Origin of the sequence: Sphingobacterium sp. UDSM-2020 (genome assembly GCF_016132525.1) — a bacterium.
Taxonomy (GTDB): domain Bacteria; phylum Bacteroidota; class Bacteroidia; order Sphingobacteriales; family Sphingobacteriaceae; genus Sphingobacterium; species Sphingobacterium anhuiense.
This window is the reverse complement of record NZ_CP066166.1, coordinates 4,226,890-4,253,119: the sequence shown is the minus strand read 5'-3', so window position 1 is coordinate 4,253,119 and position 26,230 is coordinate 4,226,890. Positions and strand designations below refer to the sequence as shown.

Genomic DNA, 26,230 nt, shown 5'->3' with positions numbered 1-26,230 from the left:
ATGAATAAAAACAAAGGATCACAAATAGGAGCCATCATTTGCTTTGTAGTGAGTGTATTGATGATATCTTGTCAAAAAGAGCAACAGGGCACCCTGGAAAATGACCAAGCTCCTACCCCTTTGTTATTAAAAATTCCGCCACATTTCCCCAGACCAATCGAAATGCCTGATAATCCACTCACAGTCGAAGGAGTACATTTAGGTCGTCAGTTGTTTTATGACCCTTTGTTATCTGCAAATATGCAGGTCAGTTGTGCAAGCTGTCATCATCAAGAACGAGCATTTGCAGATGGAGTGGCCCTTACTGCGGCTGGTGTATCTGGAAAGAAGCTGGAGAGACACTCCCCGACTTTAATCAACTTGGCATGGGCAGACCAAGGATTTTTCTGGGACGGTGGAGCCAAAAATTTGGAATCACAGGCCTTTGGACCGCTTACACATGCCGATGAAATGGGAATGTCCTTAGCCACTTTGGCCAACCGCTTGATGGCTAGTGAACTTTACGTCAACTTATTTCAGCAAGCTTTTAATGAGAAACCATCAGCACAGGGTGCAGCAAAAGCATTGGCGCAATTCCAGCGAACCTTAATATCGGCCAGTTCACGTTATGACAGTTATCGAAGTGGACAAAATATGCAGGCGCTCACAGCAAGTGAACAACGTGGCATGCATCTCGTCATACAAAAATGTGGTGGATGCCATCGTGGTGAACTGTTCACAGACAATGCTTTCCATAATAATGGTATTGACGATGACTTTACCGATGACTCGAACGAATGGATACATCGCGGACGTTATCGCATATCTTTTAATCCAGGAGATCTCGGAGCCTTTAAGACACCAACACTGAGAAACATAACACGCTCTGCCCCATATATGCACGATGGAAGATTTACATCGCTTGATCAGGTGTTGCAGCACTATAGATCCGGCATTAAGCATAGTCCTGTCACAGACCGACTTCTTTACGATCAAAATGAAAATCCTGGCATAGCAATGAGCGATGGGGAAATGAACGATATAAAATCCTTCTTGGAGGCACTTACAGATGAGATATTTTTAAATGAAACCAATTTTTCTAATCCGAATAAAAATGAAAACAGAAAAAAATAACATAAACAATAAAATCGTACTTACAGCGATGATGTTACTCATCATCGCCCTTATAACTGCCTGCAGTAAAAAAGATGCACCAGCTCCCGATGCCGAAAAGACCGGGCAGTTTTCCATCGAATTTGACAACATTGTAGGTGAAGAAACTTTAGGCTTCGAACCCCGGGTTTATAAAAATGCAAAGGGAGAATCCTTTAGAATTAAATTACTACAATACTTCATCAGCAACATCAAACTCTATAAAGCAGATGGCAGCAGCTATACAGTACCTCAGGATGACAGTTATTTCTTAGTGAATGCAGCAGATCGTACCACACGATTTACGAAAGTAAAAGTACCCGAAGGAAACTATGAAAAAGTCGAATTTATCATTGGAGTGGACAGTTTACGAAATACAATGCCAGTCGAAAAGCGGACTGGTGTATTGTCCTTTAATCCAGAAGAAGGACACGAAGGTGGAGGTATGTACTGGGGATGGAACAGCGGTTATATCTTCTTTAAGATGGAAGGTTACTGCGATTTGATCTCCGACAATCAACAGGGAGATCCCACTGGAAATAAACAGTTCAAATACCATATCGGTGGGTTTGGAGGATACAATGCCCCTACCTTGAACAATATCAAGACAATTACCGTAGATCTTAAAACTGCGGGCATAGCGCAGGTGAGAGCAGGCTTGCGCAGTAATGTCCACCTGTTTGTTGATATCATGAAAATATTCAATGGCCCCCATACATTCAGCATCGTCGAGCATCCCAATGTCATGTTCAGTGAATATAGTGTCAATATTGCCAATAATTTCCCACATTTTTTCACACATGATCACACTGAAAATTTTGTAAAGAGTGAAGACGAATTATAAAAGATGAAAAAAATATTCGTACTAATTGGAATTGTAGTCCTCGTATGGGCATGCAAGAAAGGTGAAGATGCACTACCGGAACTCTTCACAGGCTTTGTAAAACCAAATAATTTTCCGGAGCCAGTTTATAATTTTACTAGAAACGCGATCACAAAAGATGGATTTGAACTAGGTAAACGCCTCTTTTTCGAACCGCGCTTATCCCGTAATAATACCATCGCCTGTGGCAGTTGCCACATCCAGTCTGCTGCATTCACCCATCATGGTCACGATGTGAGCCATGGTATTGACGATCGGCTAGGCATACGCAATCCCATGCCTATTATGAACATGGCCTGGCAAAAAGAATTCTTTTGGGACGGAGGCGTATTTGATTTAGATCTCGCAGCAGTAAACGCGATCACAAACCCTGTTGAAATGGATGAAACAGTGCCCAACGTGCTCAAAAAATTAAGAGCACATCCCGACTACCCAACACTGTTTAAAAAAGCATTTGGAACAGATGAAATAACAGATGCTCGTTTTTTCAAAGCCCTATCGCAATACATGCTCATGGCTGTAAGCAGTAACAGTAAATACGATCATGTGATGCGCAAAGAAGCAGGTTATGCCTTTACCAAACAGGAAGAAAAAGGCTATCTGTTCTATCAGAAAAATTGTTCCTCATGCCACAGCGAACCTTTATTCACCGACAGAAGCTACCGGAATAATGGGCTTGCACCCAATAGAGTAAATGACACGGGTCGTGATTCCGTCACGTTAAATGCCGCTGACCGATATAAATTCAAAGTGCCTAGCCTTCGCAACATTTCCTATACCGCCCCTTACATGCACGATGGGCGTTTCCTGACCTTAAACCGGGTCATTGAACATTATCGTACAGGCATGGTCGACTCTCCAACCCTCGATCCTATTTTTAGACAGGCTGACGGCTCACTGGGCATAAAAATGACAGAAGAGCAGAAGGATAATCTTATCGCTTTTCTAAAAACATTGGATGACCGTGATTTTCTCACAAATAAACTACTGGCAGAACCAGAAATAAAATCAGGATTTGTTGTGAATTAGGCAAGTTCCTTAGCCAATTAAACCATACATTTTAATGAATAATATCATAAAATAAGACACAAATGAATAACGATAATCGAAAAAGTAAAGCAATAATTTACACCTTATTAACCGTCATGGCATGTGGCCTAATGATCCCCTTATCAAAAGCCTGTGACATCTGTGGATGTGGCGTAGGTAGTTATTACATCGGCATCCTCCCCGATTTCAACAAGCGGTTTATAGGGCTAAGATATCAGCATAAATCACTGCTTTCTCACTTAGGTCCTACCGGCAACCGGACTCCAATTACCGCCGATGAAACTTATCAAAGCATGGAAATGTGGGGAGCATGGAATATTGGTCAGCGTTGGCGAGTCATGGCAATTTTGCCCTATAACTTCAATACGCGCAACATAAAGGGCAGTGGAGAACAAGGAAAAAAAAATGGAATGGGTGATGTCGTAGCGATGGGCTATTACAAAATATTTGAAGAGGCAAAAGGCACCGCATCCAATAAAATGCTCGTCCACTCCCTATGGATAGGTGCTGGTGTCAAAGCCCCCACTGGAAGGTATGATGCCGGCGAACGCAGTAATGCCGCACAGGACTCGCCAAACAATTTCCAACTAGGAACTGCCAGTACAGATTTTATGTTCAATCTCGCCTATGATGTAAGGCTCATGGATCTGGGCGTGAATGTCAATACAACCTATAAACTGAATACGGAAAACAAATACGATTACAGGTATGCTAATAAATTTACAGCCAATGCACTCGCGTACTATAAATTTAATGTGAAGAATAAAGTACGCATAGCGCCAAATGCCGGCATCACCTATGAAACACAGCCACAGGATGTCGTATTTGGCAAATATGATGTCGCACAATCTGGAGGAAATTCCACGACCGGTATAGTGGGTGTAGAAGTCAATATGGGGAAAATATCATTTGGTGGAAATTATCAATCTCCCTTAAATCAAAATCTTGCAGGAGGGCGTGTTGAAGCTGGCAATCGGTTTTTAACTCATTTGTCCTTCAGCTTTTAACACAAAAAAATATTATTAAAAAACTGTAGCAATTACTAAAAACAATAACTTATGAAATTTATCAGTACACTTTTCATGCTCCTATCCTGCTGCACATTGGGTATGATCGCCTGTCAGACCAACAACACCAACGACTCCAAGACTAAAATTGGAGAATCTGAAACGGAAGAAAAAACAACTGTAACACCGATAACAGACTTTCTAAAACAAGGAAACAAAGGTATTGGGAGCATCACAAGTTTTGAGCACAAACCATTCGATCAAAAATTAGCCGATGAAGGCAATAAATTATTCATTGTTAAGTGCACGATGTGTCATGAAATCAAGGAAGATAAAATAGGTCCAGCTCTTTATGGCGTCACAAAAAAAAGAACGCCAGAATGGATGATGAACATGATCTTGAATCCCGATAAGATGTTAGCGGAGGACCCTGATGCGCAATTACTCAGTAAATCTTACGTCGGAACAATGACCGCGTTAGGACTGCAAACCCAAGAAGCAGTAGCAATTCTGGAATACCTCAGACAGGAAGATTCCAAATAGTCATTTACAGCTCCTCTATCAAGGAAAAATAAACTGCAACCAATAGCATCAATAAAGGAAGCAGCAACCTTTATCACGATAGCGCAAAATATTCCTCAATACAACTTCAGCGTGTATTGAGGAATTGTAAGCGATTAAAACAGGATCTTACGATCTTGACATCTTACTATTCTTTTTTCTAAATCCATCTGGACTAATGCCAAATTTCTTTTTGAAAAATGTGATAAAATAAGATACATTTTCAAATCCCAGCTCAAAAGATATCTCCGAAATATTCTTGCCGGAATGAATCAGTAGGTTTTCTGCTTCCAGCAACACATATTGACGGATTAATTGACCCGCAGATTTACCGCGTCTTTCCTGACATAAGCGATTGAGATAATTGGTCGTAATAAATAACCGATCAGCATAGAAAGAAGGTAAACGCTCCTTCGCATATTGCTCGCTAATAAGGCGCTCAAAAGAAAGAACCTTCTCTTCCTTTTCGTTTTTAACACCGACAATAGCTTCAGGAAAGATACTTCTACCCAGTGTTCCTAAAAATATATGGAGATATGAACGCAATATATCCTTCGCATCCGGATGCTTATACGCATATTCTCGCTGCATCGTTTCCAAAATCATAGACAAGCCCAGCCCTTCCGAAAATGGAACATGCTGCGGCTCCACCTTTTGCTTCTTTAAAAAGTTAAAATGATGCAGGACATGATCAGTGTAACGTGCTGTGACAAAAGGTTTTTCAAATAGAACGATCCAACCTTCTTTTTGCTCTTTTTCAATTGGGAACTGCAGTTCTGTACCAGGACCGAAAGAGATAACCTGCTGACATTCCAGTTTACTCAAATAACCCTCGATAGAGAGCTGCATAGTTCCAGATATCAAATAGATGACCGTATAAAATGATCTTCGATTTGTCAAATGCAAATGCTGTAAACAGCTGTAGTCGTCTTTAAGATCGAAGACAACTAACCCAATATGATCGGGATCAATAGTGTTTAATGTGAATGTATTGATATTTTCTGTTTTAATAACCATAAATAATGTAATTGTAAAGTGAGATAACCGACTAAACAAAAAACAAAATGGGTGGCTTGAAAATAAGGCTATCCGTTCCCTCCAAAATGAGATAGCGTCGGAAAAACACGTCGGAGCATCGCAAATCAGTAAAATCATCGTCAGACTTCACTAAAAAACAGGTCAGCGGAAGATAAACACTCAGATCGATCTGCTTCGCTTTAGGAGCAGGATCCTGTTGTTCCCTTTCCTTTTCCACCTGCTTATCGATATAACAGAATCCACTACAGGTCACTGCAGGAGTAAATCTGTTTATACACAATGCTGTTGTAATATATTCGCGATTGAGCTCAAAACCAACACAGATCCAGGTACAGCTAGTCGCTTGTATGAAAATGGCCAAGACAAGGAGTATCGATAATTTAACGCGCATTAAAAACGGTATAAATATTAGCATGCTGCAGTCATGAATATTGACTATCAAACACGAGAAATGCAAAATAAATAAGGGGGCCTAGCTATCGGTTTATTTCAAACAGAGATAGCGAGATTATTAGTCAGAAAGACTCGATGAGGGTATTAACAACTAGGTGGACGCAAAATACGATGAACACGATCAAAAGTATAGTGTGATTTTCGCATATCAAAATTTGCTTTTACAAAAGCATTGTTTTGATACGAAGGGAAAGCGTGCACAGCAACCGGTGCTACAACAAATACATGCGATTCCTTTATTTTATTTTCCGTATTTTTCCTTTCATCCTCACGTGCTTTTTTCATTTTCTTCATCAAGACACAGGTACCCTGACAATGCAATAGAGGAGCATCTCTATTTTCACAAAGATATTGCGCTATATAATCACGATTGATATAAAAAGCACTTATAATCATTATACCCCAGCATGCCTGAATAAGCATGAGCGTAGATAAGAAATATAAAAGTACTCTTTTCATAAAGTTCAAAGATAATACATTAATAAGGAACTTAAAAAAGTTTTAGAGCTAAATAATAACTTCGCTCATCCCAATAATAGGCATGTACCTGCCGTAATATCATATCAGGATGAAGCCGCTTTCCATATCTAATTAGAAGAATACGCAAATAGCGATAAACATATTTTGAAACATACAGTTGATCAGAAAAAAAATCCTCACTCCCATTATGGTATACAACAAGACATTTCACAAAACCACGGATTACTCCTATAGCTCAAGATTAAATGGATAGATTGTTTACATAATCATAATATTCGCTTAATCATTAATCAGCTCGGACATTTTAACTTTGTTCAAGTATGGAACATATTAAAGCGATAAAAGAAGATAACCATAAAGTTTTTAATCAGATCTATGAACAATATCACCAGCAGATTTATAGCTTTATTATACTGAAAACGCGTTCTGAATACATTTCTGAAGAAGTAACCCAACTCACGTTCATTAAACTATGGAAGCAACGTAAGCAATTAAATGATCATCTAGAAATTCATATCCAAATTTTTGGAATGGCCAGACAAGTCATGATCGATCTGCTCCGAAAAGAGTCCAACCGTTTTAAATATGAAGGCGAATCGGCAAATACCCCATTCACGGACAGCTTAATTACTGCGATTGAAAGTAAAGATCTCTTGAAGATCATGGAGCAGGATATCGAAAATATGCCTAAAATGCGTCGCCTGGTATTTGAACTGAGTCGGAAACAAGGGTTAACACATAAAGAAATCGCACAACTCTACTCCATTTCTCCAAAAACGGTCGAACACCATATTGGTAAAGCCTTGATGCAACTCAAGCAGCATCTTTATTCCATTATGCTATAAAATAATATCCGAGCGATCGATTAAAAAATAAATTCGCTTCCTTACAACACATCACACTGACAACAAGACACATAGCTATCAAAAAGCTCTTCCCCCTGCTAATTCCTAAATTAAATAATTGTTAAGTCGCTAGGGATATCCCCTTGAACCACGTAATGCTATTATGAGGTTCAGAAAAAACAAAACAGGCAAGCAGCAAAATCGTCTTGACAAGCAATACATACGGAAGCAACTATGGAAAGATCCATCCATAATTGATGATATATTTCCCGATCAAGAATGGGAATCACATCTGGGAGATGCTGACCAGTTTATCCCATCGACTAAAATGGCGTATTATATTCATGACGAAATTAGCACGGAAAGTAAACAAAAACAGGAAAAGAAGAATAACAACATTTACCTCAAGCGATTTAGCTATTACGCGGCAGCTGCAGCATTGCTACTCGTATCGTTGGGCATGTGGCTATGGATAAAACCAGCTTTTGATAACAACAGTCCAACTTTAGTTGAGCGGAAGGAAAAAACAGATCTCAAAAAAGATACGAGCTGGGTTTCAGTAACCAATAACCAAAACTCAATCCAAACGTATACCCTGCCCGACCGATCTACTGTCAAACTATTTGCGCAGAGTACCATACGTTACCCGCAGTACTTCACAGATCACAGCCGGGAGATCTATTTAAATGGAAAAGCTTATTTCTCGGTATACAAAGATGGTTCCCGCCCATTTAGCGTATACGCCAGTGCAACAAAAACGACCGCCTTAGGTACATCCTTTACCATTGATTCGCGCAGCAGCTCAAAATATATAGCTGTGCAATTACACACCGGAAAGATTGTTGTTGCATCTATAATGGCCATTCCTACATTTAAAAATATTTTCCTAAAAAATGCAGGTGAGTCCCTGTCTTTTGATGCAAACATGCATCTCGTAGCGCATCACAGCGGTACTGTAAAAAAAGAAGCAAGTACGAGCAAGTCCCCGAGTCAGAACAAGCCCAACGGCTTGCTTGAACTAAACAATATACCTTTGTCGGAGGTTTTTACTGCCCTCAGCACGACTTATAACACGCCTATAAAAATAGGCAAACAGGACATTTCCAAAATCCAATACACTGGCAGTATAAACCCGCAACTTGAACAGTTACAAGACGTACTTGCAGTCATCTGTCTGATTAATAACCTGCGCTATGTACAAGAAACGGATGGTTCTTATACCATCTATCGTCAAAATGAATACAGCAACGATCAACTATAAATCCATAAAATCAATCACTATTTAAAATCATGTTTAACAAACAGAACCAATTCAGAAAAAGCGTGTTATTCTTTGCACTATTTGCGACGGGGCTATCCTACGCACAGGCGCAACAGGATCAAGTAAAAGGAGCAACACAAGATGAAAATGGAAAGTTTTTATCTGGCGTCAGCGTCAAAGCCCTAAATCGGGAATCGGGGAAAACATTCACGACGAGCTCTTCCGAAAAAGGACTTTTCTCTTTTCACAACCTGCCAGAAGGAGGTCCTTATCAGTTTATATTTTCTTCGGTAGGTTATCAGCCAGATACGCTCTCGGGCTACAGTGTGCAACCCGGAAGGCCATTAGCCTTAAGCGTCAAACTTATTCCCATGTCCACAACACTCGATGAAGTCGTTATCGGATATGGACGTATCGCTCGAAAAGACCTCACCAGTTCCATCACAACAGTCAAAGCTGAAGACATGAATGTCGGTGTTATGACCTCCCCTGCTCAGATGCTTCAGGGAAAGGTTCCGGGCCTGACCATATCAACCAACAACAGTAATCCTAATGCAACCCCATCCGTCAGTCTAAGAGGTGCTTCTACTTTGAGAAGCGGCGAAGCGATGGAACCCTACTATGTGATCGATGGCGTACCCGGAGCATCACTCGCACTAGTAGCACCAGACGATATCCAATCGATCGATGTGTTACGCGATGCATCAGCAACAGCGATATACGGTTCAAAAGCCGCAAATGGGGTCATTATCGTTACAACCAAACGCGGTAAAGCAGGACAGGCAAGCATTAGCTACAACGGTTATTTAGCGATAGACAAGATCGCAAAACGCTATGAAATGATGAACGGTGAACAGTACCGAAATTATATTGCGGCTAACAAATTCGCGATGGAACCGACCGATGACCTAGGAGCAGATACCGATTGGCAACGAGAGGTAGAGCGAACGGGTATTTCCAATAATCACAATGTCTCTTTGATCGGTGGAACCGAAACAACACAATACAGTGCCAGTCTCAATACGTTTAAAAACAACGGTATTATCAAAGGAACAGACCTGGGCCGTCAGATCGCACGCGGATTTGTACAAACAAGCGCGCTGGATAAGCGGCTTACGGCTTCTTTCAATATCAATACCAGTATTACTAAACAAAATGATGTCCTTGCCCTTGGCGATGGTTTAAGCGTATACGACGCGATGTATTACTACTTGCCAGTATCCCCTGTCCGGACAGAATCTGGTGCTTGGTTTGAAAAAACAGACCGTTCGCAATATGTGAATCCGCTATCATTAATAGAGGAGAATACCAATTATACCAAAACCAAAATGATACAGGGACATGCCAAACTTGGATATAAAATATTACCGAGCCTAACCTACAACATCGACCTGTCCCTGCAAAACCGCCAGTATAACAACGCACAGTACTACTCGAGTTTATCCATGGCAGCACGTAATCAAAATGGAAAATCGATCCGCGCAGCAGTAGAAGACGAAAGAAAGATCATGGAAATGAATCTAAGCTTCGATCGAACATTTGGAAATGTCCATAAGTTTTCAGCACTTGCCGGTTATTCGTGGGAAGAAAACAACAATGACGATGGGTTTCAACTGACAACTTCAGACTATTACGATGATGGTTTAAGCTATTATAATCCCGGCATGGCCAATGTTGTCGATATTTTGGGATTTGGCAATTATTACCTTTCAACATTGCGTATGATCTCTGTTTACGGACGTGTAAATTATGCTTACAACAATAAATACCTTTTTCAGGCGACAGTAAGGCGTGATGGATCTTCGGCATTTGGTGCAAACAACCGATGGGCCACCTTCCCTTCTATTTCAGGAGCATGGAGACTATCGGAAGAACCATTTATTCGCGATATGAATTTCTTTGATGATCTAAAACTGCGTGCCGGATATGGCGTCAGTGGCAATTCATTAGGTTTCGATGTGTTTACCGCTAGACAGGTCTATGGTGCCACCTCGAGTTTCTACACCGATGCTTTCGGAAACGATCTCCGTACTCTGGCTGCACTTCGTAATTCAAATCCCAATCTACGCTGGGAACGCACTGGGATGCTTAACCTGGGTATCGACTTCGCATTCCTGAAAAATAGATTAAGCGGAACCTTGGAATATTACGATAAAAATACCACCGATCTTATCTACGACTATGCCGTGTCCACAACCAAATATCTGTACCGCTCACTAACAGCCAATGTCGGTGAGATCAACAACAAAGGAATTGAACTGACCCTAAATGCTGTCCCCGTAAAAACGACACATTTCAGCTGGAACACAGGGATTGTGGCCTCGCACAATAAAAATGTGGTCACCCGTATTACGAATCAGGAATTTTCAACCGACTACGTGGATTTAGCAGACTTGGGTGGCGCCGGTCAAAGTAATGCTTTTCAGCAACGCCTACAAGAAGGTGCACCTATTGGTCAGTTTTATACCTGGGAATGGGCAGGTTATAATGATGCCGGTATCTCGACTTTTTATGTACGCGATGCGCAAACGAAGGAACGTACAGGTGAAACCACCATTACTCCTACCAATAAAGACCGTGCCGTAACGGGAAGCGCACAGCCAAAACTGACTTTAGGCTGGAACAATACCGTAACCTACAAAAACTTTGCTTTAACCGGTATGTTCCAGGGTGTATTTGGTCATAAGGTCATGAATGCGACTCGCGCCCGACACTCCAATGTCGTAGGCAATGCCGGTCAGAAAAATCTATTGGCCAGTGTAATCGACACAGAGAAAGCAACAGATATCAACGCACATTATTTATCAGACCGTTACTTGGAAAGTGGGAATTATCTCCGCTTAGCCAATTTGGGCCTTTCTTACAACATCCGCAATATTGGTGGTCAGTTGAAAAATGTAAAGCTATACGCTTCGATGAACAATGTCTTTGTGCTCACGAATTACAAAGGAGTAGACCCCGAGGTAGATCTTGGTGGCCTTACACCTGGTGTTGACAACAGGCAGACTTATCCACGTACCCGTACCATTTTATTCGGTCTAAACTTCAACCTATAATCAGCAAAACAAATCATGAAATCAAAACAATATATCCGCCTATTTACCTTAACTACATTTGCGGCAACATTAGTTGCTTGCACCGATCTTGATGTGGATATCAAATCACAGTACACTGAATTTCCAACCACGGATAAAGCTGCTGAGGCCATTTCAGCTGACGTTTATGCCGCATACCGAAGTGCACTGGGCTACAACCATTGGATGACACAAACTTTATCATCAGACGAAGCTGTCAGTCTTGCATTAGGCACAGATTACTATGACGGCGGTAGATTCCGCGAACTTCATGTTCACAACTGGACTCCCGACAATGCCATTCTTCCAGATGTCTGGAATGCCGCCATGTCAGGCATCAATCTATCCAATAATGTATTGGCTATTTTTGGAGACAATGAAAGCGATAAGGCTGCACCTATGCGCGCCATGAGAGCTTATTTTTATTTTATCCTGATGGATAATTTTGGAGGAACACCACTGATCACAGGAAAGATTGACCAGATTCCGGATCGCTCCTCAAGAGCCGAAATCGCCAACTTCATCTCCAGTGAATTACTAGCCGTCAGAGATCGTTTACCCAAAGAAGTTTCTCCCGCCACATATGGCAAAGCAACACGTTATATGGCCGATGCGCTACTCGCTAAACTATACCTCAACTGGTCGGTTTATACCGCTACCGATGTAGCTTCCTACACCCCCAATATGCCCAATGAAAAACTAGCACAAGTCGTTGCAATGTGTGATGATATTATTGCTTCAGGTCAATTTAACCTGAGCAGCCACAAGTTCATGGAAAAATTCCGCCCCGACAATGGTCCTCAGGTCAAAGATTTCATCTTTGCCATGCCTTTCGACCGCGAAAAACAGCAAGGCATGACATATGCACGTTTTTGGATACACCGCAGCGGACAAAATCAATTTGCCAAATTGCCACAAAGTGTGGGCGGTACATTTCGGGTATTACCTACTTTCTTAGCCAAATTCAACCTCCAAGGTGACGACAGAAATGCGGCTTACATGGGTGGACTACAGTACTATTGGTCGGACTATGCGCCAGATTTAAACCGTCCGCTATTAATCAAAACTTCTAAAAAAGGTATCGACCAGGACTACACAGGCAGTGATGCAAACGTAACGTTTGACTGGCATATGGAAACAACAAAAGAAATCAAACTTCGTCCCGATGGAGGTCCGACCCTCAATGCAGGAAATGATCAAAAAGGCCGGTCAATGGGTTACCGATCGGTTAAATTTTACATGGATGTAAACGTGACAGCGGCAAACAATAGAAACCAAAGCAATGATGTACCCATCTTCCGTTATGCCGACATTTTGTTAATGAAAGCCGAAGCCATCCTCCGAGGAGCGGCACCTACAAATGGCGAAACACCGATGTCGCTGATGAATCAGATACGTGCTTATGTCAACGCACCTGCTTTAACAGCCCAACCAACGTTAGCAGCGATATTGGACGAACGCGCACGAGAATTTTCAGATGAATCATGGCGAAGAAATGACCTGATCCGTTATGGAAAATTTGAAGAAGACTGGGGATTCAAATCCTTATACAGCGCAGGATTATCCGAACGCTTTCGCCGGATATTTCCGATCCCCAGACCGATCATGGAAGTCAACACAAAATGGAAACAGAATAGCGGATATTAAGCACAGTTGAGAATGAAAAGAAGAGAATTTGTAAAAAGTACATTAGGAACAGCTGTGGCTACGGGGCTTTCTGTCGGACCTTTAGCGACTTTAGCCATTGGCGCAAATCAAAGAATAGAAAGTGAAGATATCAACAGCCGATCTTCACTAAAAGACGAGTACGAGCTGCATTTTTTAGCGATCGGTGACTGGGGGCGTAATGGTGCCGATCATCAAGTCCAGGTGGCACAGCAGATGGGGAAATGGGCGACCGAGCATCCAAATGATTTTATTATCTCAACAGGTGATAATTTTTACCCATCAGGAGTTGTCAGCGAACACGACCCCTTATGGCATTATTCATTTGAAAATATTTACACCGATTTCGCCTTACAGTGGGACTGGTATCCCATATTGGGCAACCATGATTATAAATCCGATCCCGATGCCCAAGTACGCTACAGCAACATCAGCCGTCGATGGAAGATGCCAGCGCGCTATTACAGCAAAACATTTAAAATCAAGGATAACGATGAAGTCCTGATCGCTTTTATAGATACGAATCCCTTGATACCAGAATTCTATCAGAATAGCGAATATGGGCCACATGTCGCGGGGCAGCAACCAGAAAAACAACTGCAGTGGTTAGACCATCTACTGCAATCTTCTAAAGCAAAATGGAAGATCGTCGTTGGTCATCATCCGGTCTATACAGCAGGTCCCCGCACAGAAAATTATGACACATTAGCCGTGAGAAAGGTCTTGAAACCCCTGTTAGAAAAACATCGTATTCCGTTGTATTTGTCTGGACATGAACATTCCATGCAACACTTAAAAGTACAGGACAATTGTTTCCATCAGTTCATCTCTGGAAGCGGATCTGAAGTAACCCCTGTCAAAAAAGGTTTAAGTTATAGCCAGTTTGAAGCTTCAACTTATGGGTTCATGTACTTCGCTCTAAATCAACAACAATTACAGGCGCAGTGCATCGATCACGAAGGAAAGATGATCTACAGTACCATTATACCCTTAACCCCATAGGTATATCAAATAAAACTCCCGAGGTACTGCATCCCTCGGGAGTTTATATTCAAACTTAGAAATTTGTCCACATCGCACTGAGCTTCAAACCGGATCAAGGTTTTAGTCACTTCATGCTACAAACTTAACTACACTGTTACAAAAGAAGATATGCGAGAAGAAAGATCTGACAAACTTTTCAAGGTAATTATATTAAAAACAAAATAAAAAATATCTTATCCATAAATATTTATTAAATTAGATCTTAAATATTAAGATATAAGCTGGATAAACATCCTATTTGAAATAAGGTGAGAATAAACGAAAATTAGGTAGATTATAAGTGGCGATCAGGGGCGTTTTTCAAAAAGAAACGCCCCTTTTTTAGATCTTGCGAGAAAGATATGGGGAGATATCAGCATGGATTACAGATCAATTACATAAATTTTAAACTTTAATTATGATAAAAAACACATTCAAATTAGGGCTGATAGCGTTCATCGCCACCCTTTCAGCCTGTCAAAAAACGATAGCTCCTATCGAAACAATCCCGCTTGATAGTTTAGCGATCAGCTACGATACCATCCAGGTTTTCAATGAACTGCCCTCGGGAGTCAAAGAATCTAAAAGGCTTGGGCAATCATTTCCCGCATCAGATTTTACCGCTACCGGGTTTTACGTAGCACCAAGTGGCACTTTATCCATTTACGTAGACCAGCTGGAAGATGGCACCGGCCTTCCGACCTTATTAATAGGAACCTATTCACGCTATAAAGACAAATGGAATCCGACAGTTGTTCCGCTGACACAGGGCCTCAATACCATACAGGCAGATCAGTACGGGGGCTTATTATATATACGTTATAATGCGAATGACAACAGTTTACCGAGCGGTAAAGCCCGCATAGAATTCAGAGCAGGTCATAAACCTGTCCCACATTACATACTGGGAAAAACAACCAATGCACAGTGGCAGGTCATGCTGAATACCTGGACTGAAGCACCCGATGTGCTATTAGAAAGCGAAGAGACCATGTTAGTAGCTTCCCGCGCAAAGGCCTTAGACCACAGATTGGAAAATCAAGAACAGCTCATGCAGACATACGATGAAATTGTCAAAGCAGAATATGCGATCAGTGGTATAGACGGTTCAGCGGCACAGCATGATGAGAATATCCATAAAATATTAATGACCGAAACCGATAATGCAGACTATTTCATGGTTGCCACCTGGTATCGGACTGCTTACTACACCTCCACAATGAATACACTGCTCACAGTAACCGGTGCTAGAAATGACGGCTGGGGTCCGTGGCATGAACTGGGACATATGCATCAGCAGTCCGCCTGGACATGGGAAGAATTAGGTGAAACCACCGTTAACATTTATTCTTTGGCTGCGGAACGAAAAATGGGCGCTCAAAACTCGAGGCTGACCCGTGATAACGTATGGACAGAGGTCATGGACTATCTCATCATTCCTTATGCTGAAAAAGATTTTAATGCATCAAGTACAAGTGTATTTGCGCGCTTAGCCATGTTCCAGCAACTCTGGTTAGCATTTGGAGATACTTTTTATCAAACTTTGCACAAAGAAACCAGAATAGAGCAACCTAATGTGACGACAAGAGCACAGAAGATGCGCTATTTTATGTTAAAAGCATGTACAATTTCAGGTAAAAATCTAACCGCTTTTTTCCGCAAATGGGGGCTTAAAGTCGATGAATCAGTATACACAGAAATACAGAATCTCAATTTACCAACACCTACTGAGGATCTTACGACTAAGACCGATGATCCTAATTGGGAAAATAAGTGGCTTGTGATCGATTACACCAATCAGGAAACCGGTGCAGAAAATGGAAGAGCAGCGAATATAATTGATGGCAATGCCAATACATTCTGGCATTCACGCTGGTCCAGCAATCCCGAAACATATCCCTATTTTATTACAGTAGATATGAAGAGCAGCAAAACGGTTTCTGGCTTTACGCTGACCCAAAGAAATGGTTCTCGTAAAGTAAGAGAAATTGAAATTCAGGTGAGTCAGAACAACACAAACTGGACCAATTTAGGAACATTTACCCTGCAGGAAAATAGTGTGCCACAAAACATTGACTTACCATCAACCCAATCCTTCCGTTATTTTAAACTTGTTTTCAAATCCGCATTTGACTTCACCCAAAATGCCGCCATGGCAGAAGTATCGGTTTATTAAAAGAAATTATATTTTAACGTCACGGGTAACCATACATTAATTCAATAGCCCTCAGAATAGAGTAACCTTCTGAGGGCTACTTGCATTAAGATGATTACCGAAAGACAAGCACAAAACTGTATGTTTGTTTTTTGTAACTTTGAAAAATGGAAAAGACACAATCAATCGAAGATTTTTATAAAACCAAACTCAATTGGGTGCCTGACAATATCCGAAAAGAGATTGGCCATTTCAATGTATTCAGGCTTGATGATTTTGTTGGTACCCATGCGAAACCAGTTCCATATAGCAGAAAAGACTATTATAAAATCAGCTTGATCATTGGTAAAAACAAAATTTATTATGCCGATAAGGAAATCGAGATAAAAAAACAGGCACTACTATTTGCCAATCCTCAGATTCCCTATAATTGGGAATCTCTCGATGACGAGCAGTCCGGTTTTTTCTGTGTATTTACACCTTCATTTTTTCATCATTTTGGTAACCTAAGAAATTATGAAGTCTTCCAGCCCAATGGAACCCCTATTTTTGAACTGAGCGACGAACAAACCGAAAAGATAAAACATATTTACCTGAGTATGTTCGAAGAGATCGATTCCTATTATGTGCACAAGTACGATGCATTGCGGAATCTGGTATTTGAAATTTTGCATCAGACCTTAAAAATGCAACCCGCAAAAAAGATTGAAAAACAGGAAATCAATGCCTCACATCGTATTGCTATTTTATTTTTAGAATTACTGGAAAGGCAATTTCCCATTGAAGATGCAAGACAAAGAGTTCACTTCCGTTCCGCATCAGATTTTGCAGGTCAATTGGCTGTACATGTCAATCATTTGAGCAGAGCAGTAAAAGAAATCACACATAAAACGCCAACTCAAATCATTGCCGAACGATTGCTCCAAGAGGCTAAAGTTCTTTTAATCCAAACCGATTGGAACGTTTCTGAAATTGCATTTGCATTAGGTTTTACCGAGGTGACCCATTTCAATAATTTTTTCAAAAAACACTTAGCTATTAATCCGACCCAATTTCGAAATGTTAGAATTTCGTAAGGTATTGTTAGCTTTTCGTTATCCCTTCCCTCATCGTCGCCCTACATTTGTGTTATCATAAAAATCACAACGATGGAAACACAAAAAGTATGGTTAGTAACAGGAGCCTCGAAAGGTTTAGGCTTATCATTAGTAAAAAAATTACTACAAGAAGGATTTCGGGTTATTGCAACCTCACGGAATACACAGCCATTAATCAAAGAAATCGGCGCTATATCGGATCTATTCCTTCCGATAGAAGTAAACTTATCCGATAACGAGGATGTAAAAAAAGCAATTGCAACAAGTATCGCACATTTTGGGCAACTGGATGTTGTTGTCAACAATGCGGGCTTTGGACAGATAGGCACCATAGAAGAACTAACGGACGAGGAATCAAGAAGCAATTTTGACATCAATGTCTTTGGCACCTTGAATATCATTCGAAACGTAATGCCTCACTTACGTCAAAATAAATCGGGACATATTTTCAATATCGCTTCAATAGGTGGTTATTCAGGTGGATTTGCAGGTTGGGGTATTTACTGTGCCACTAAATTTGCTGTTGCAGGTTTAACAGAAAGTTTAGCTGAAGAAGTAAAAGGTTTCGGAATAAAAGCAACAGTTGTATATCCCGGATATTTTCGCACCGATTTCCTTGCTAAAGGATCGGTCAAAACACCGCAGCATACCATAGCAGATTACGAAGCAGCCCGCCAGTCTGAACAAGCACACTTGAATGACATTGATGGTAACCAGCCCAATGATCCCGAAAAAGCGGCCGATGTATTGATCGCGATAAGCAAGAAAGAAAACCCACCGGTGCATTTGTTCTTAGGTAGTGATGCCTATGACGTTGTCTACAAAAAAATGGATATCATCAAACATGATGTTGAACAATGGAAAAGTTATACCCTCTCAACTGCATTGTAGTGATGTTCTAAGAAACGAAATGAATGCAGCATGGCAGGATATTTTACAGAAGAAGAAGGGTACTTATATAATAATCTGCATTGTCAAAAGTAATAGAAAAAAGTGATTGATGGGTAAAATTACCATCAATCACTTTTTTAGAATTACCCCTAATATGCTTTCTCTAATTTCCACAGCACCTGCATCAATTGGTGTTCTACTTTGGTGAATTCTACTATTTCCATCGCTGATTCTTTTATACTCAAATATCAGCTAAATAATTAGTTATCATAACTAATAAAATAAAAATAGATTTCAGCATACATCAAAACTAGGAGAACCAATTACCAATAAAAGCTGCTGCTCTCTATTCACTTCTTATTGTTTTTATTCTGCCCGCAATCTATCAACAGGATTTGTTCGAGCAGCGCTGAATACCCTAGTTCCAATAATAGCAGTACAACAAATAACTAAAATAAGCAAAGTTCCAATATAGGGCAATGGCCCTGCAATCGGGTGATATTGATAGATAACCTGAAAAATAAATTTACTTGTAAAAAGGTATCCCAACATGCTTCCTATAATAAATGAAATCAAGAGGATTCGTGCAAATTCCCTGCTAACCAGACCAACGATTTGCATAATCGACGCCCCCAACACTTTCCGGACACCTATTTCTTTACTCCGTTTATCAATGTTAAGTGATATTTGCGCAAATAAACCCGACGCAGACAATAATAAAGTTATCATCGCTAAAAAAAACGCAATAGCCTTAAATGCCTCCGTCATACGAATTTCCTTCTCAATCAAGTCTGACTGCAGATAACCTCGATATGGAGTGTTCGGCATAAGCTTCGACCATGTTGCTTTCAAAAATTTTGTCACTTCCAACAATTTATCCCGATCTGCACGGATTGCCATAAATTTAAAATCTTCGGGTTTAGCCATATGCAATACACAAGGAGGAACTAAACCGTGCAGACCATATTCCTTATAATCACGCACTACACCCACAATTGTGTATTCGGTACTATCCAGCGTAACTTGTTGATTAATCGGTTGCTTAAGCTGCATCCTTTGCACAAAAGTTTCATTAACTATAATCGACGCATCAGCATCAGCACCGGTATTGTAAAAAGATCTTCCTTCCACTAAGGTAATTCCCATAGTATTCAGATAAGCTTCGCCTCCGATATTTGCTACCTGTGTGGCAATTTCATTTTTTTCTGTTTTAGCATTTTGCGTGTAAGTACCGTCACCGATCTGCTCAACGGTTCCGCCAACACTTTTGATCTCGGGATACTGCAAAATTGCTTCCTTAAACACCTGGAACTCCTGAGGACTATTAAGGGCGACAACCGACACTTCGTGAATAGCATAGCCAAAATCAGCTTTTTTCTGAAATGAAGCATTCTGAGACATCACAATACCGACCACCAGCGCAAAACAAGACAAACTGAACTGTGCAATTAATAAAAAGCGAGTAAAACGATTTGAGGTTGACAAAGCCGTTTTACCTTTAAGGATCAACACCGGTTGAAAGGAGCTTACATAAACAGCAGGATACAACCCTGAAAGGATCGCACAGACTAGCGGTATGCTTAACAAGAATATCCAAAAGCCATAGTCACGCCCATAATCAGGAGAAAGGTCAAGTTCAGTGAGCTGATTAGCGGTTGGAAGTAATATCGTGACAAACAAAAACGCTAATACGGCTGAAAATATACAAAGAACAATGTTTTCAGTAAGGAACTGAATGATCAATTGCCGTCTCATCCCGCCCATTACTTTTCGTATACCGATCTCCTTTAAACGCCTACTGGCAAATGCAATTGAAATATTTGTAAAATTAAAACACGTAATCAATAAAATAAACAGTGACATAATTGCGGGTACTATGACCAATACGCCGCGTGGGTTGGCGGTCAATTGACTGCCATAAACATATCCGGACATATCAATATCAGAACTGAGCGCCAACTCGGAAAAAGGTTGTAGAGTAAAACCAGCTATTGGCCACTCACTTCGGTTTCGGTTATGGACAGTCACATAATGATTTAATGTGCTGACTGCAGTACCAGCATCATTCGAATCCTTCAATTGAACAAAAGTTGTAATAAGATTTGGATTTTTCCAGTCATCCAGCCCCTGCTTATTATTCATCAAACCATTTTCAAATGAGGTAAGAATATCAAACCGAATACTTGAATTACCCGGTATGTTTTTTGAAACAGCCGAAATCGTGTATACATTAGGGATACCATCAGTGCCGATCAATGTAATGGATTTCCCGATAGGAATTACGTTTGCAAAGTACTTATCAGCAAGCGTTTCACTGATAACCAATTGATTTGATTGATCAAAACCAGAAAGATTACCATATTTTAACGGAAGATTGAAAAACTCAAACAGTGATTTGTCCGCATAATGAATCTGCTCATCGAACGTCTCCTCACCTATTTTTACGACCATGGAAGCTTTACTAAAACGGGCTATTTGCTTAAAAGTGAATGCTTCACTTTTCATAACATCTGTTATTGGCTGCGGGACTACTCCCCAAATTTGCCGACTGCCATCTACCGACCGAATCGTATTTAGTCGATAAATATGCGCCGTTTGATCATGATTTAAATCAAAGTTCTCTCGATAATTATAATTGAGATAGGACAAGATGCAACAGGCAATAGCAAATCCTAAACCAATAATATTTAGAAAAACATAAAATTTATTACGCCAAAAAACACGTAAAGCGATCTTCAAATAGTTCGAAAACATAAAGTTAATTTAGAGATGCAGACCAATTACTATACCACCTGCTTTAAAAGTAAAGAATAATAGCTTAATGCTGTATTAAATAAGGTTTTCATCAAAACCTATTGATTACAGCATGTGCGGTTCCGAACACTTTAATAAAAATGATGTTCATTAATGAACATCACCGCTTACTTACCCTACTGGTCACGGTACATAAATTGCTTTTATAAAGTCAAAGTAAATGTCCATGCAGTTGCTCCTAAAAACTCGGTATAAAATAGCTTATGAAACAGTCATGCACTATTCCATGCTGGCCAACAAGTGTCCAAACACATACATCCCTATCAAGGTTTGATAACAGCAATATTGATGTTGTTATCAAACCCTTTTTCTTGCTAGCTATATTGCACAGTCTAGAGGAAACCCCAATAAACAACAATTAAAAAAATCAGCAATACCCAATGTCCTCTACTTATTCAATCTTAGGTTAACGCCGCAATATTTCCTTTCAAATCATATTTAGCAGAACCTGTGACAAATGAATTCTACTATTTCTATTCTGCCGAATTTTGCCGATTATGCTAACAATAAAATAAGCTTTTCAGTACGTACTCCCAAAACCTAGCGTCTTTACGAGCAATAAAATCTTATGTTACCCGCGGTAAAAGCTAAAAGTGGCAACTATAGCTACTTCCTATAAATAGGTAGCCTGAGCGTCTATTAATACTTTCAACGTATTTCGCTTCAATCGTCAGAGAAATGTAAAGCCGACATATAAATGACAAATCATTTTATTTAGACAGCTTCTAAATAAAATGATTTACCTATCTTTGCTGGCACATCACCTATAATCTGCACCAACATGCACAATATTAACTTATTCTGATATACGAGTACAATGAGAAAACCTATACTTTTCTTTGCGCTTTTATCTTTGCAAACCACGCTTATTGATGATTCAATGGCCCAACAGTCAGCATCAATAGAAACAAAGCTATCGCCGCAACAACAAAATCTGACAGGAACTGTGAGACGAAACAGCAATAAAGATCCTTTAGTCGGAGCCACCGTTCAAATTTTAGAACTGGGTTTATACAGTAAAACCGATGCATCGGGCAAATTCTCTTTCTCTAAAATCCCAAAAGGTACTTATACCGTAGTCGTACAATATCTCGGTATGCTGGAAGAACAACAAAAAATTAGCTTTCCAACCGGTGAGCTTCAGTTTCTGTTGACAGAAAACAGCATTACCCTAAAAGATGTCGTTGTTGTTGGAAAAGAACAACGTAGAGATGGTGCCACTTCAACAGTGATTTCCCGTAAGGCTATCGAGCATATGCAGGCAACACATTTGGGCGAGATCCTACAGCTGTTACCGGGAGCGATAGTCTCCAATCCGAGCTTCACAAACCCCAATAAAACGAGTATTCGCCAATATTCAGGAGATGCCGCATCTCCCGGCGACAATATGAGTTCAATGGGTACATCGGTTATTGTCAATGGTGCTCCGCAGTCTAACAACGCCAACCTCCAGTCCATGAACACAGTCACCTCCGGTGTGCTTGCTGGTTTTTCTACATCCAGTGGTATGGGTACAGACATGCGTCAACTTTCAACAGACAACATTGAATCGGTAGAAGTCATACGCGGGATTCCGTCCGTTGAATACGGCGATCTTACCTCCGGAGCTATACTTGTCAGTACCAAAGCCGGTGTAGAACCGTTACAGGTAAAAGCCAGACTCAATCCCAAACTCACACAGTTTTGGGCTGGCCAAGGTTTTAGCCTCGGAAAAAATAAAGGCAATTTATTTGTCGATCTGGATTTTACAAAGGCTTACGACAACCAGATAACTGCTTATTCTGCATACGAACGCATGACCGGGTCCATGCAGTATACCAATACCTTTGGAAAAGAACGTCCGCTATATTCCAATACGACATTCTCCTTCGGCATGAATCTGGATGACAACAAAGTAGATCCCGATTATCAAGCAGAGCAGATCATCAATAAGGCACAAAATTACGCTTACCAGTTTTCAACCAATGGTAAATGGAAATTAAACAAGCAGTTTGCCCGTAATCTTAATTATACCCTATCGGGTAACTACAGTTTACAAAAAGGATATCAGCAACGTTTAAACACCCTCAGTGTGTCAGCTAATAGTATGGCCACCGAAAATGTAACGCAGCAAGTCCCTTATCTGCCGGCGACATTCCTCAATCAGTTATGGATCGAGGGCAAGCCTCTCAACATCTTTGCCAAGCTCTCTGATGATTTTTACCTGAAAACAGGTGAAGGTACACACCGTTTCCTTCTCGGAGCAGACTATCGCCTAGATGCCAACTTTGGCTCCGGTCGAACAGTTGACCCAAACAATCCTTACCGAACAGCCGATCCTTTAGGGTTTAGACCACGTTCTTACAAAGATATCCCTTCCTTAAATCAATTCGGAGTATATCTTGAAGATCGCTATTCCATGCAGATTTTTGATCGTGACCTACATGTACAGGCAGGAGTACGTTGGGACCAGATACAGCCTTTCGGAAGTTTCTCGCAATCCGTACTGGCCCCGAGAATCAATGCTTCCTATGAATTCATCAAAGACTTTACCATCCGCGGTGGATATGGTATGACTGCAAAATCGCCTACGCTCCTCTATCTTTATCCTGATCGCGCTTATTATGACGCATTCAGCTTAAATCATTATAAGGAAAATCCTGTAGAGGCAATGGCCATCATCAGCACACGGGTTTTTGATACCGCAAATCCAGATTTGAAGATTGCAAAAGCCACAAAAAAAGAATTAGGACTGGATTATACGCGCGGTAAAAAACGATTTTCGGTGACAGGCTACTATGAAGAGACCAAAAACGGCTATGAGATGAACACCAACCTCAATAGTGTTAAATTTTTCTCCATTCCAACGTATTCTGTCCTGGAGTCGCCCGTAGGTCAGCCTCCTGTGCTTAGCACCGAAGTTGGCGAAAGCGTCATTGTTTCAACATTCAACGCCCCGAGTAATGATCGAAATATCCTCAATAAAGGAATAGAGTTTGATTTTGATTTTGGTCGATTCGACAATATCCGTACATCATTTGTTTTAAATGGAGCATACCTATCCACGAAATTAACGACCGCTAATCCGTATATCCTATTACAAAATGCGCCTAATATGCCCCTAAAGAGAATTGGTGTATTTGAAGCAAGAGGTATGCAGCAAGAGCGATTTGTAACCACTTTAAGGGCGATACATAACATCCCAGAATTTAGGTTTATCATTACCGCCACCGCACAGACCATCTGGAAAGATAAACATCAATATCTCAATTATTCCAGCATACCGGTTGGTTACATCCCTGTAGGTGCTGCCGGCAGCTCACCTCAGATCACTTATTTTACAGAAACCGAACGCCAATCCATCACAGAAGCAGATCGCGATATTTACCTGAGTTTAAATGATGGTTATTTCAAGGCCGAAAGCTGGAAACCGCTATGGCTCTTCAACCTCAAGATGACAAAAGAATTTGCCAATAACATGGGCTTTTCATTCTACGCCAACAATGTATTCAACCATCGTCCATTACAAGCAAGCACGCGATATCCACAAGAATATTCGAAACGTAATATCAGCATGTTCTACGGAACAGAAATAACGATTAAATTCTAAACTGACATGAAAAACACTCATATACTGATCCTAAGCGGGCTGCTATTCTTGCTGACTTCCTGTCGTAAAGACTATTATAGCTACGATACACTGGACTATAATTTTACCGTACATTATCCCGAAAATTACAGCACAAAACTGGCAAGCGAAGTCAAAGTCACCCTTAAAAATACGATCACTGGCGCCAGTGAAGAATACAGATCCGATAGTGAAGGCCGTATCAGTATTACGGATATCACACCCGGTATCTATACCGTTACTGCTTCCAAAACCATCAACCCTGCAGAAGCAGAACAACTGGTAGGTATTGCCGAAGAAATCTTCTGCAATGGCAACATCCCCACCCTTCGGATCACCGAAGCGGCAAACAGTACGATCCAACTAACTGGGAGTATAGCAGGCGGATTTGTGATCAAGGAATTCTACTATACCGGATCAAAAACTCCTGCAGGCACCAACTATCTCTATGACGGCTTCATCGAAATATACAACAATAGCACAGCGTTGCAATATGCCGATAGTCTCGTGGTTGGAAATACGAAAACATCATCCAATTCAGTCTATGGATTTTATCCAGACAAAAACTATGTTTACCTCGCACAAGCTTGGATGGTTCCCGGCACAGGTAAAGAATATCCGGTAGAGCCTGGAGCATCTATTGTAATTGCTGTAACAGCAATCAATCACAAAACAGATCCAAACGGTAACCCCAATTCCCCTACCGACCTTGGAAAAGGTATTGCTGACTTTGAGACCTATTTCAATCCTACAGGTACTAATATTCGGGATACCGACAACCCCGATGTCCCTAACATGATCCATCAATATTACAACACCACTGCTGGATTTGACTGGAATATTGGTATCAATGGTGCAGGATTAGTTTTATTCAGAGATGCTTCAGTAGCTGATTTTCCCTCGATGACAGAGCCTAATGTAAGCGGTACAACACGTTTTCTACAGGTACCAGTCAGCGCGGTGCTCGACGCCGTAGATTGCGTCGGCAATTCAACCATCACGATGGACAAGAAACGATTGCCAGAAACGGTAGATGCCGGACTGACTTACGTCGGGGTTGCTAATTCCGGCAGATCGGTGATCCGAAAAGTCAAAAGTACAATCGGACAACGGGCTGTACTGATGGATACCAACAATTCATCCGAAGATTTTGAAGTAAACAACAATCCAACACCAAGAAAAATTAAATAGTAAT

19 protein-coding genes are annotated in these 26,230 nt (G+C 40.8%); 15 read left to right on the top strand and 4 right to left on the bottom strand.

What is annotated here, in order from left to right; all coding sequences use genetic code 11:
• The 5 genes from JAZ75_RS17850 (at position 1) to JAZ75_RS17830 (ending at position 4,614) form a co-directional block, all read left to right on the top strand.
• Positions 1-1,113, top strand: a complete 1,113-nt coding sequence (locus tag JAZ75_RS17850) for a cytochrome-c peroxidase (protein ID WP_208697209.1) — start codon at positions 1-3, stop codon at positions 1,111-1,113.
• On the top strand, positions 1,094-1,975 hold the full coding sequence (locus JAZ75_RS17845) for an MbnP family protein (protein ID WP_021192083.1): 882 nt from the start codon (positions 1,094-1,096) through the stop codon (positions 1,973-1,975). The genes JAZ75_RS17850 and JAZ75_RS17845 overlap by 20 nt, the downstream gene beginning before the upstream one ends.
• 3 nt (positions 1,976-1,978) lie before the next feature.
• A complete protein-coding gene (locus tag JAZ75_RS17840; protein WP_208697207.1) occupies positions 1,979-3,043 on the top strand; it encodes a cytochrome-c peroxidase in 1,065 nt (354 codons plus the stop codon).
• 62 nt (positions 3,044-3,105) lie between these two features.
• Positions 3,106-4,071, top strand: a complete 966-nt coding sequence (locus JAZ75_RS17835; RefSeq protein ID WP_317192266.1) for a transporter — start codon at positions 3,106-3,108, stop codon at positions 4,069-4,071.
• Between the two features lie 51 nt (positions 4,072-4,122).
• Positions 4,123-4,614, top strand: coding sequence for a c-type cytochrome (locus JAZ75_RS17830; protein ID WP_232789251.1), 492 nt, complete (start codon positions 4,123-4,125; stop codon positions 4,612-4,614).
• A gap of 147 nt (positions 4,615-4,761) precedes the next feature.
• Here the strand turns inward: JAZ75_RS17830 and JAZ75_RS17825 are convergent, their stop codons facing one another.
• The 3 genes from JAZ75_RS17825 to JAZ75_RS17815 form a co-directional block, all read right to left on the bottom strand.
• On the bottom strand, positions 4,762-5,649 hold the full coding sequence (locus JAZ75_RS17825) for an AraC family transcriptional regulator (RefSeq protein ID WP_208697198.1): 888 nt from the start codon (positions 5,647-5,649) through the stop codon (positions 4,762-4,764).
• Between the two features lie 31 nt (positions 5,650-5,680).
• Positions 5,681-6,061 carry a hypothetical protein gene (locus tag JAZ75_RS17820; protein ID WP_021192078.1) on the bottom strand — a complete coding sequence of 127 codons (381 nt, stop codon included), beginning with the start codon at positions 6,059-6,061 and terminating at the stop codon, positions 5,681-5,683.
• A gap of 146 nt (positions 6,062-6,207) precedes the next feature.
• Positions 6,208-6,582, bottom strand: a complete 375-nt coding sequence (locus JAZ75_RS17815) for a hypothetical protein (RefSeq protein ID WP_208697196.1) — start codon at positions 6,580-6,582, stop codon at positions 6,208-6,210.
• A gap of 341 nt (positions 6,583-6,923) precedes the next feature.
• Here JAZ75_RS17815 and JAZ75_RS17810 point away from each other — a divergent pair, with 341 nt between their 5' ends.
• From JAZ75_RS17810 to JAZ75_RS17775, 8 genes are all read left to right on the top strand, one after another.
• Positions 6,924-7,448, top strand: coding sequence for a sigma-70 family RNA polymerase sigma factor (locus JAZ75_RS17810; protein WP_208697194.1), 525 nt, complete (start codon positions 6,924-6,926; stop codon positions 7,446-7,448).
• 163 nt (positions 7,449-7,611) lie between these two features.
• The gene (locus JAZ75_RS17805; RefSeq protein WP_208697192.1) at positions 7,612-8,709 is read left to right on the top strand and encodes a FecR family protein; all 1,098 of its coding nucleotides are present in this window, start codon (positions 7,612-7,614) and stop codon (positions 8,707-8,709) included.
• A gap of 29 nt (positions 8,710-8,738) precedes the next feature.
• Positions 8,739-11,765: a SusC/RagA family TonB-linked outer membrane protein gene (locus JAZ75_RS17800; RefSeq protein ID WP_208697190.1), complete on the top strand. Its 3,027-nt coding sequence runs from the start codon at positions 8,739-8,741 to the stop codon at positions 11,763-11,765.
• A gap of 15 nt (positions 11,766-11,780) precedes the next feature.
• Entirely contained in the window at positions 11,781-13,430 is a 1,650-nt protein-coding gene (locus tag JAZ75_RS17795) for a RagB/SusD family nutrient uptake outer membrane protein (protein ID WP_208697188.1), read from the top strand.
• A 12-nt stretch (positions 13,431-13,442) separates the two neighbouring features.
• A complete protein-coding gene (locus JAZ75_RS17790) occupies positions 13,443-14,450 on the top strand; it encodes a purple acid phosphatase family protein (protein WP_208697186.1) in 1,008 nt (335 codons plus the stop codon).
• 439 nt (positions 14,451-14,889) lie between these two features.
• Complete coding sequence (locus JAZ75_RS17785; RefSeq protein ID WP_208697184.1) at positions 14,890-16,647, top strand: M60 family metallopeptidase; 1,758 nt, start codon at positions 14,890-14,892, stop codon at positions 16,645-16,647.
• Positions 16,648-16,793: 146 nt separating this feature from the next.
• Positions 16,794-17,702, top strand: coding sequence for a helix-turn-helix domain-containing protein (locus JAZ75_RS17780; RefSeq protein WP_208697182.1), 909 nt, complete (start codon positions 16,794-16,796; stop codon positions 17,700-17,702).
• Positions 17,703-17,774: 72 nt separating this feature from the next.
• Entirely contained in the window at positions 17,775-18,614 is an 840-nt protein-coding gene (locus JAZ75_RS17775) for an SDR family NAD(P)-dependent oxidoreductase (RefSeq protein ID WP_208697180.1), read from the top strand.
• A 366-nt stretch (positions 18,615-18,980) separates the two neighbouring features.
• On the opposite strand, the gene JAZ75_RS17770 is transcribed toward JAZ75_RS17775, so the two are convergent.
• Positions 18,981-21,368, bottom strand: coding sequence for an ABC transporter permease (locus JAZ75_RS17770; RefSeq protein ID WP_208697178.1), 2,388 nt, complete (start codon positions 21,366-21,368; stop codon positions 18,981-18,983).
• A gap of 877 nt (positions 21,369-22,245) precedes the next feature.
• Between JAZ75_RS17770 and JAZ75_RS17765 the strand changes: the two genes are divergently transcribed.
• Together JAZ75_RS17765 and JAZ75_RS17760 are read left to right on the top strand one after the other, a co-directional pair.
• Positions 22,246-25,017 (top strand): TonB-dependent receptor, encoded by a 2,772-nt coding sequence (locus JAZ75_RS17765; protein WP_208697176.1) that lies wholly within the window; start codon positions 22,246-22,248, stop codon positions 25,015-25,017.
• Positions 25,018-25,023: 6 nt separating this feature from the next.
• Positions 25,024-26,226 (top strand): DUF4876 domain-containing protein, encoded by a 1,203-nt coding sequence (locus JAZ75_RS17760; RefSeq protein ID WP_208697174.1) that lies wholly within the window; start codon positions 25,024-25,026, stop codon positions 26,224-26,226.
• The last annotated feature ends 4 nt before the right edge of the window (positions 26,227-26,230 follow it).

What these genes read in the sequence shown, in the direction of transcription:
- JAZ75_RS17850 (WP_208697209.1), top strand. Translation starts at nt 1, where the DNA reads ATGAATAAAAACAAAGGATCACAAATAGGAGCCATCATTTGCTTTGTA.
- JAZ75_RS17845 (WP_021192083.1), top strand. Translation starts at nt 1,094, where the DNA reads ATGAAAACAGAAAAAAATAACATAAACAATAAAATCGTACTTACAGCG.
- JAZ75_RS17840 (WP_208697207.1), top strand. Translation starts at nt 1,979, where the DNA reads ATGAAAAAAATATTCGTACTAATTGGAATTGTAGTCCTCGTATGGGCA.
- JAZ75_RS17835 (WP_317192266.1), top strand. Translation starts at nt 3,106, where the DNA reads ATGAATAACGATAATCGAAAAAGTAAAGCAATAATTTACACCTTATTA.
- JAZ75_RS17830 (WP_232789251.1), top strand. Translation starts at nt 4,123, where the DNA reads ATGAAATTTATCAGTACACTTTTCATGCTCCTATCCTGCTGCACATTG.
- JAZ75_RS17825 (WP_208697198.1), bottom strand. Translation starts at nt 5,649, where the DNA reads ATGGTTATTAAAACAGAAAATATCAATACATTCACATTAAACACTATT.
- JAZ75_RS17820 (WP_021192078.1), bottom strand. Translation starts at nt 6,061, where the DNA reads ATGCGCGTTAAATTATCGATACTCCTTGTCTTGGCCATTTTCATACAA.
- JAZ75_RS17815 (WP_208697196.1), bottom strand. Translation starts at nt 6,582, where the DNA reads ATGAAAAGAGTACTTTTATATTTCTTATCTACGCTCATGCTTATTCAG.
- JAZ75_RS17810 (WP_208697194.1), top strand. Translation starts at nt 6,924, where the DNA reads ATGGAACATATTAAAGCGATAAAAGAAGATAACCATAAAGTTTTTAAT.
- JAZ75_RS17805 (WP_208697192.1), top strand. Translation starts at nt 7,612, where the DNA reads ATGAGGTTCAGAAAAAACAAAACAGGCAAGCAGCAAAATCGTCTTGAC.
- JAZ75_RS17800 (WP_208697190.1), top strand. Translation starts at nt 8,739, where the DNA reads ATGTTTAACAAACAGAACCAATTCAGAAAAAGCGTGTTATTCTTTGCA.
- JAZ75_RS17795 (WP_208697188.1), top strand. Translation starts at nt 11,781, where the DNA reads ATGAAATCAAAACAATATATCCGCCTATTTACCTTAACTACATTTGCG.
- JAZ75_RS17790 (WP_208697186.1), top strand. Translation starts at nt 13,443, where the DNA reads ATGAAAAGAAGAGAATTTGTAAAAAGTACATTAGGAACAGCTGTGGCT.
- JAZ75_RS17785 (WP_208697184.1), top strand. Translation starts at nt 14,890, where the DNA reads ATGATAAAAAACACATTCAAATTAGGGCTGATAGCGTTCATCGCCACC.
- JAZ75_RS17780 (WP_208697182.1), top strand. Translation starts at nt 16,794, where the DNA reads ATGGAAAAGACACAATCAATCGAAGATTTTTATAAAACCAAACTCAAT.
- JAZ75_RS17775 (WP_208697180.1), top strand. Translation starts at nt 17,775, where the DNA reads ATGGAAACACAAAAAGTATGGTTAGTAACAGGAGCCTCGAAAGGTTTA.
- JAZ75_RS17770 (WP_208697178.1), bottom strand. Translation starts at nt 21,368, where the DNA reads ATGTTTTCGAACTATTTGAAGATCGCTTTACGTGTTTTTTGGCGTAAT.
- JAZ75_RS17765 (WP_208697176.1), top strand. Translation starts at nt 22,246, where the DNA reads ATGAGAAAACCTATACTTTTCTTTGCGCTTTTATCTTTGCAAACCACG.
- JAZ75_RS17760 (WP_208697174.1), top strand. Translation starts at nt 25,024, where the DNA reads ATGAAAAACACTCATATACTGATCCTAAGCGGGCTGCTATTCTTGCTG.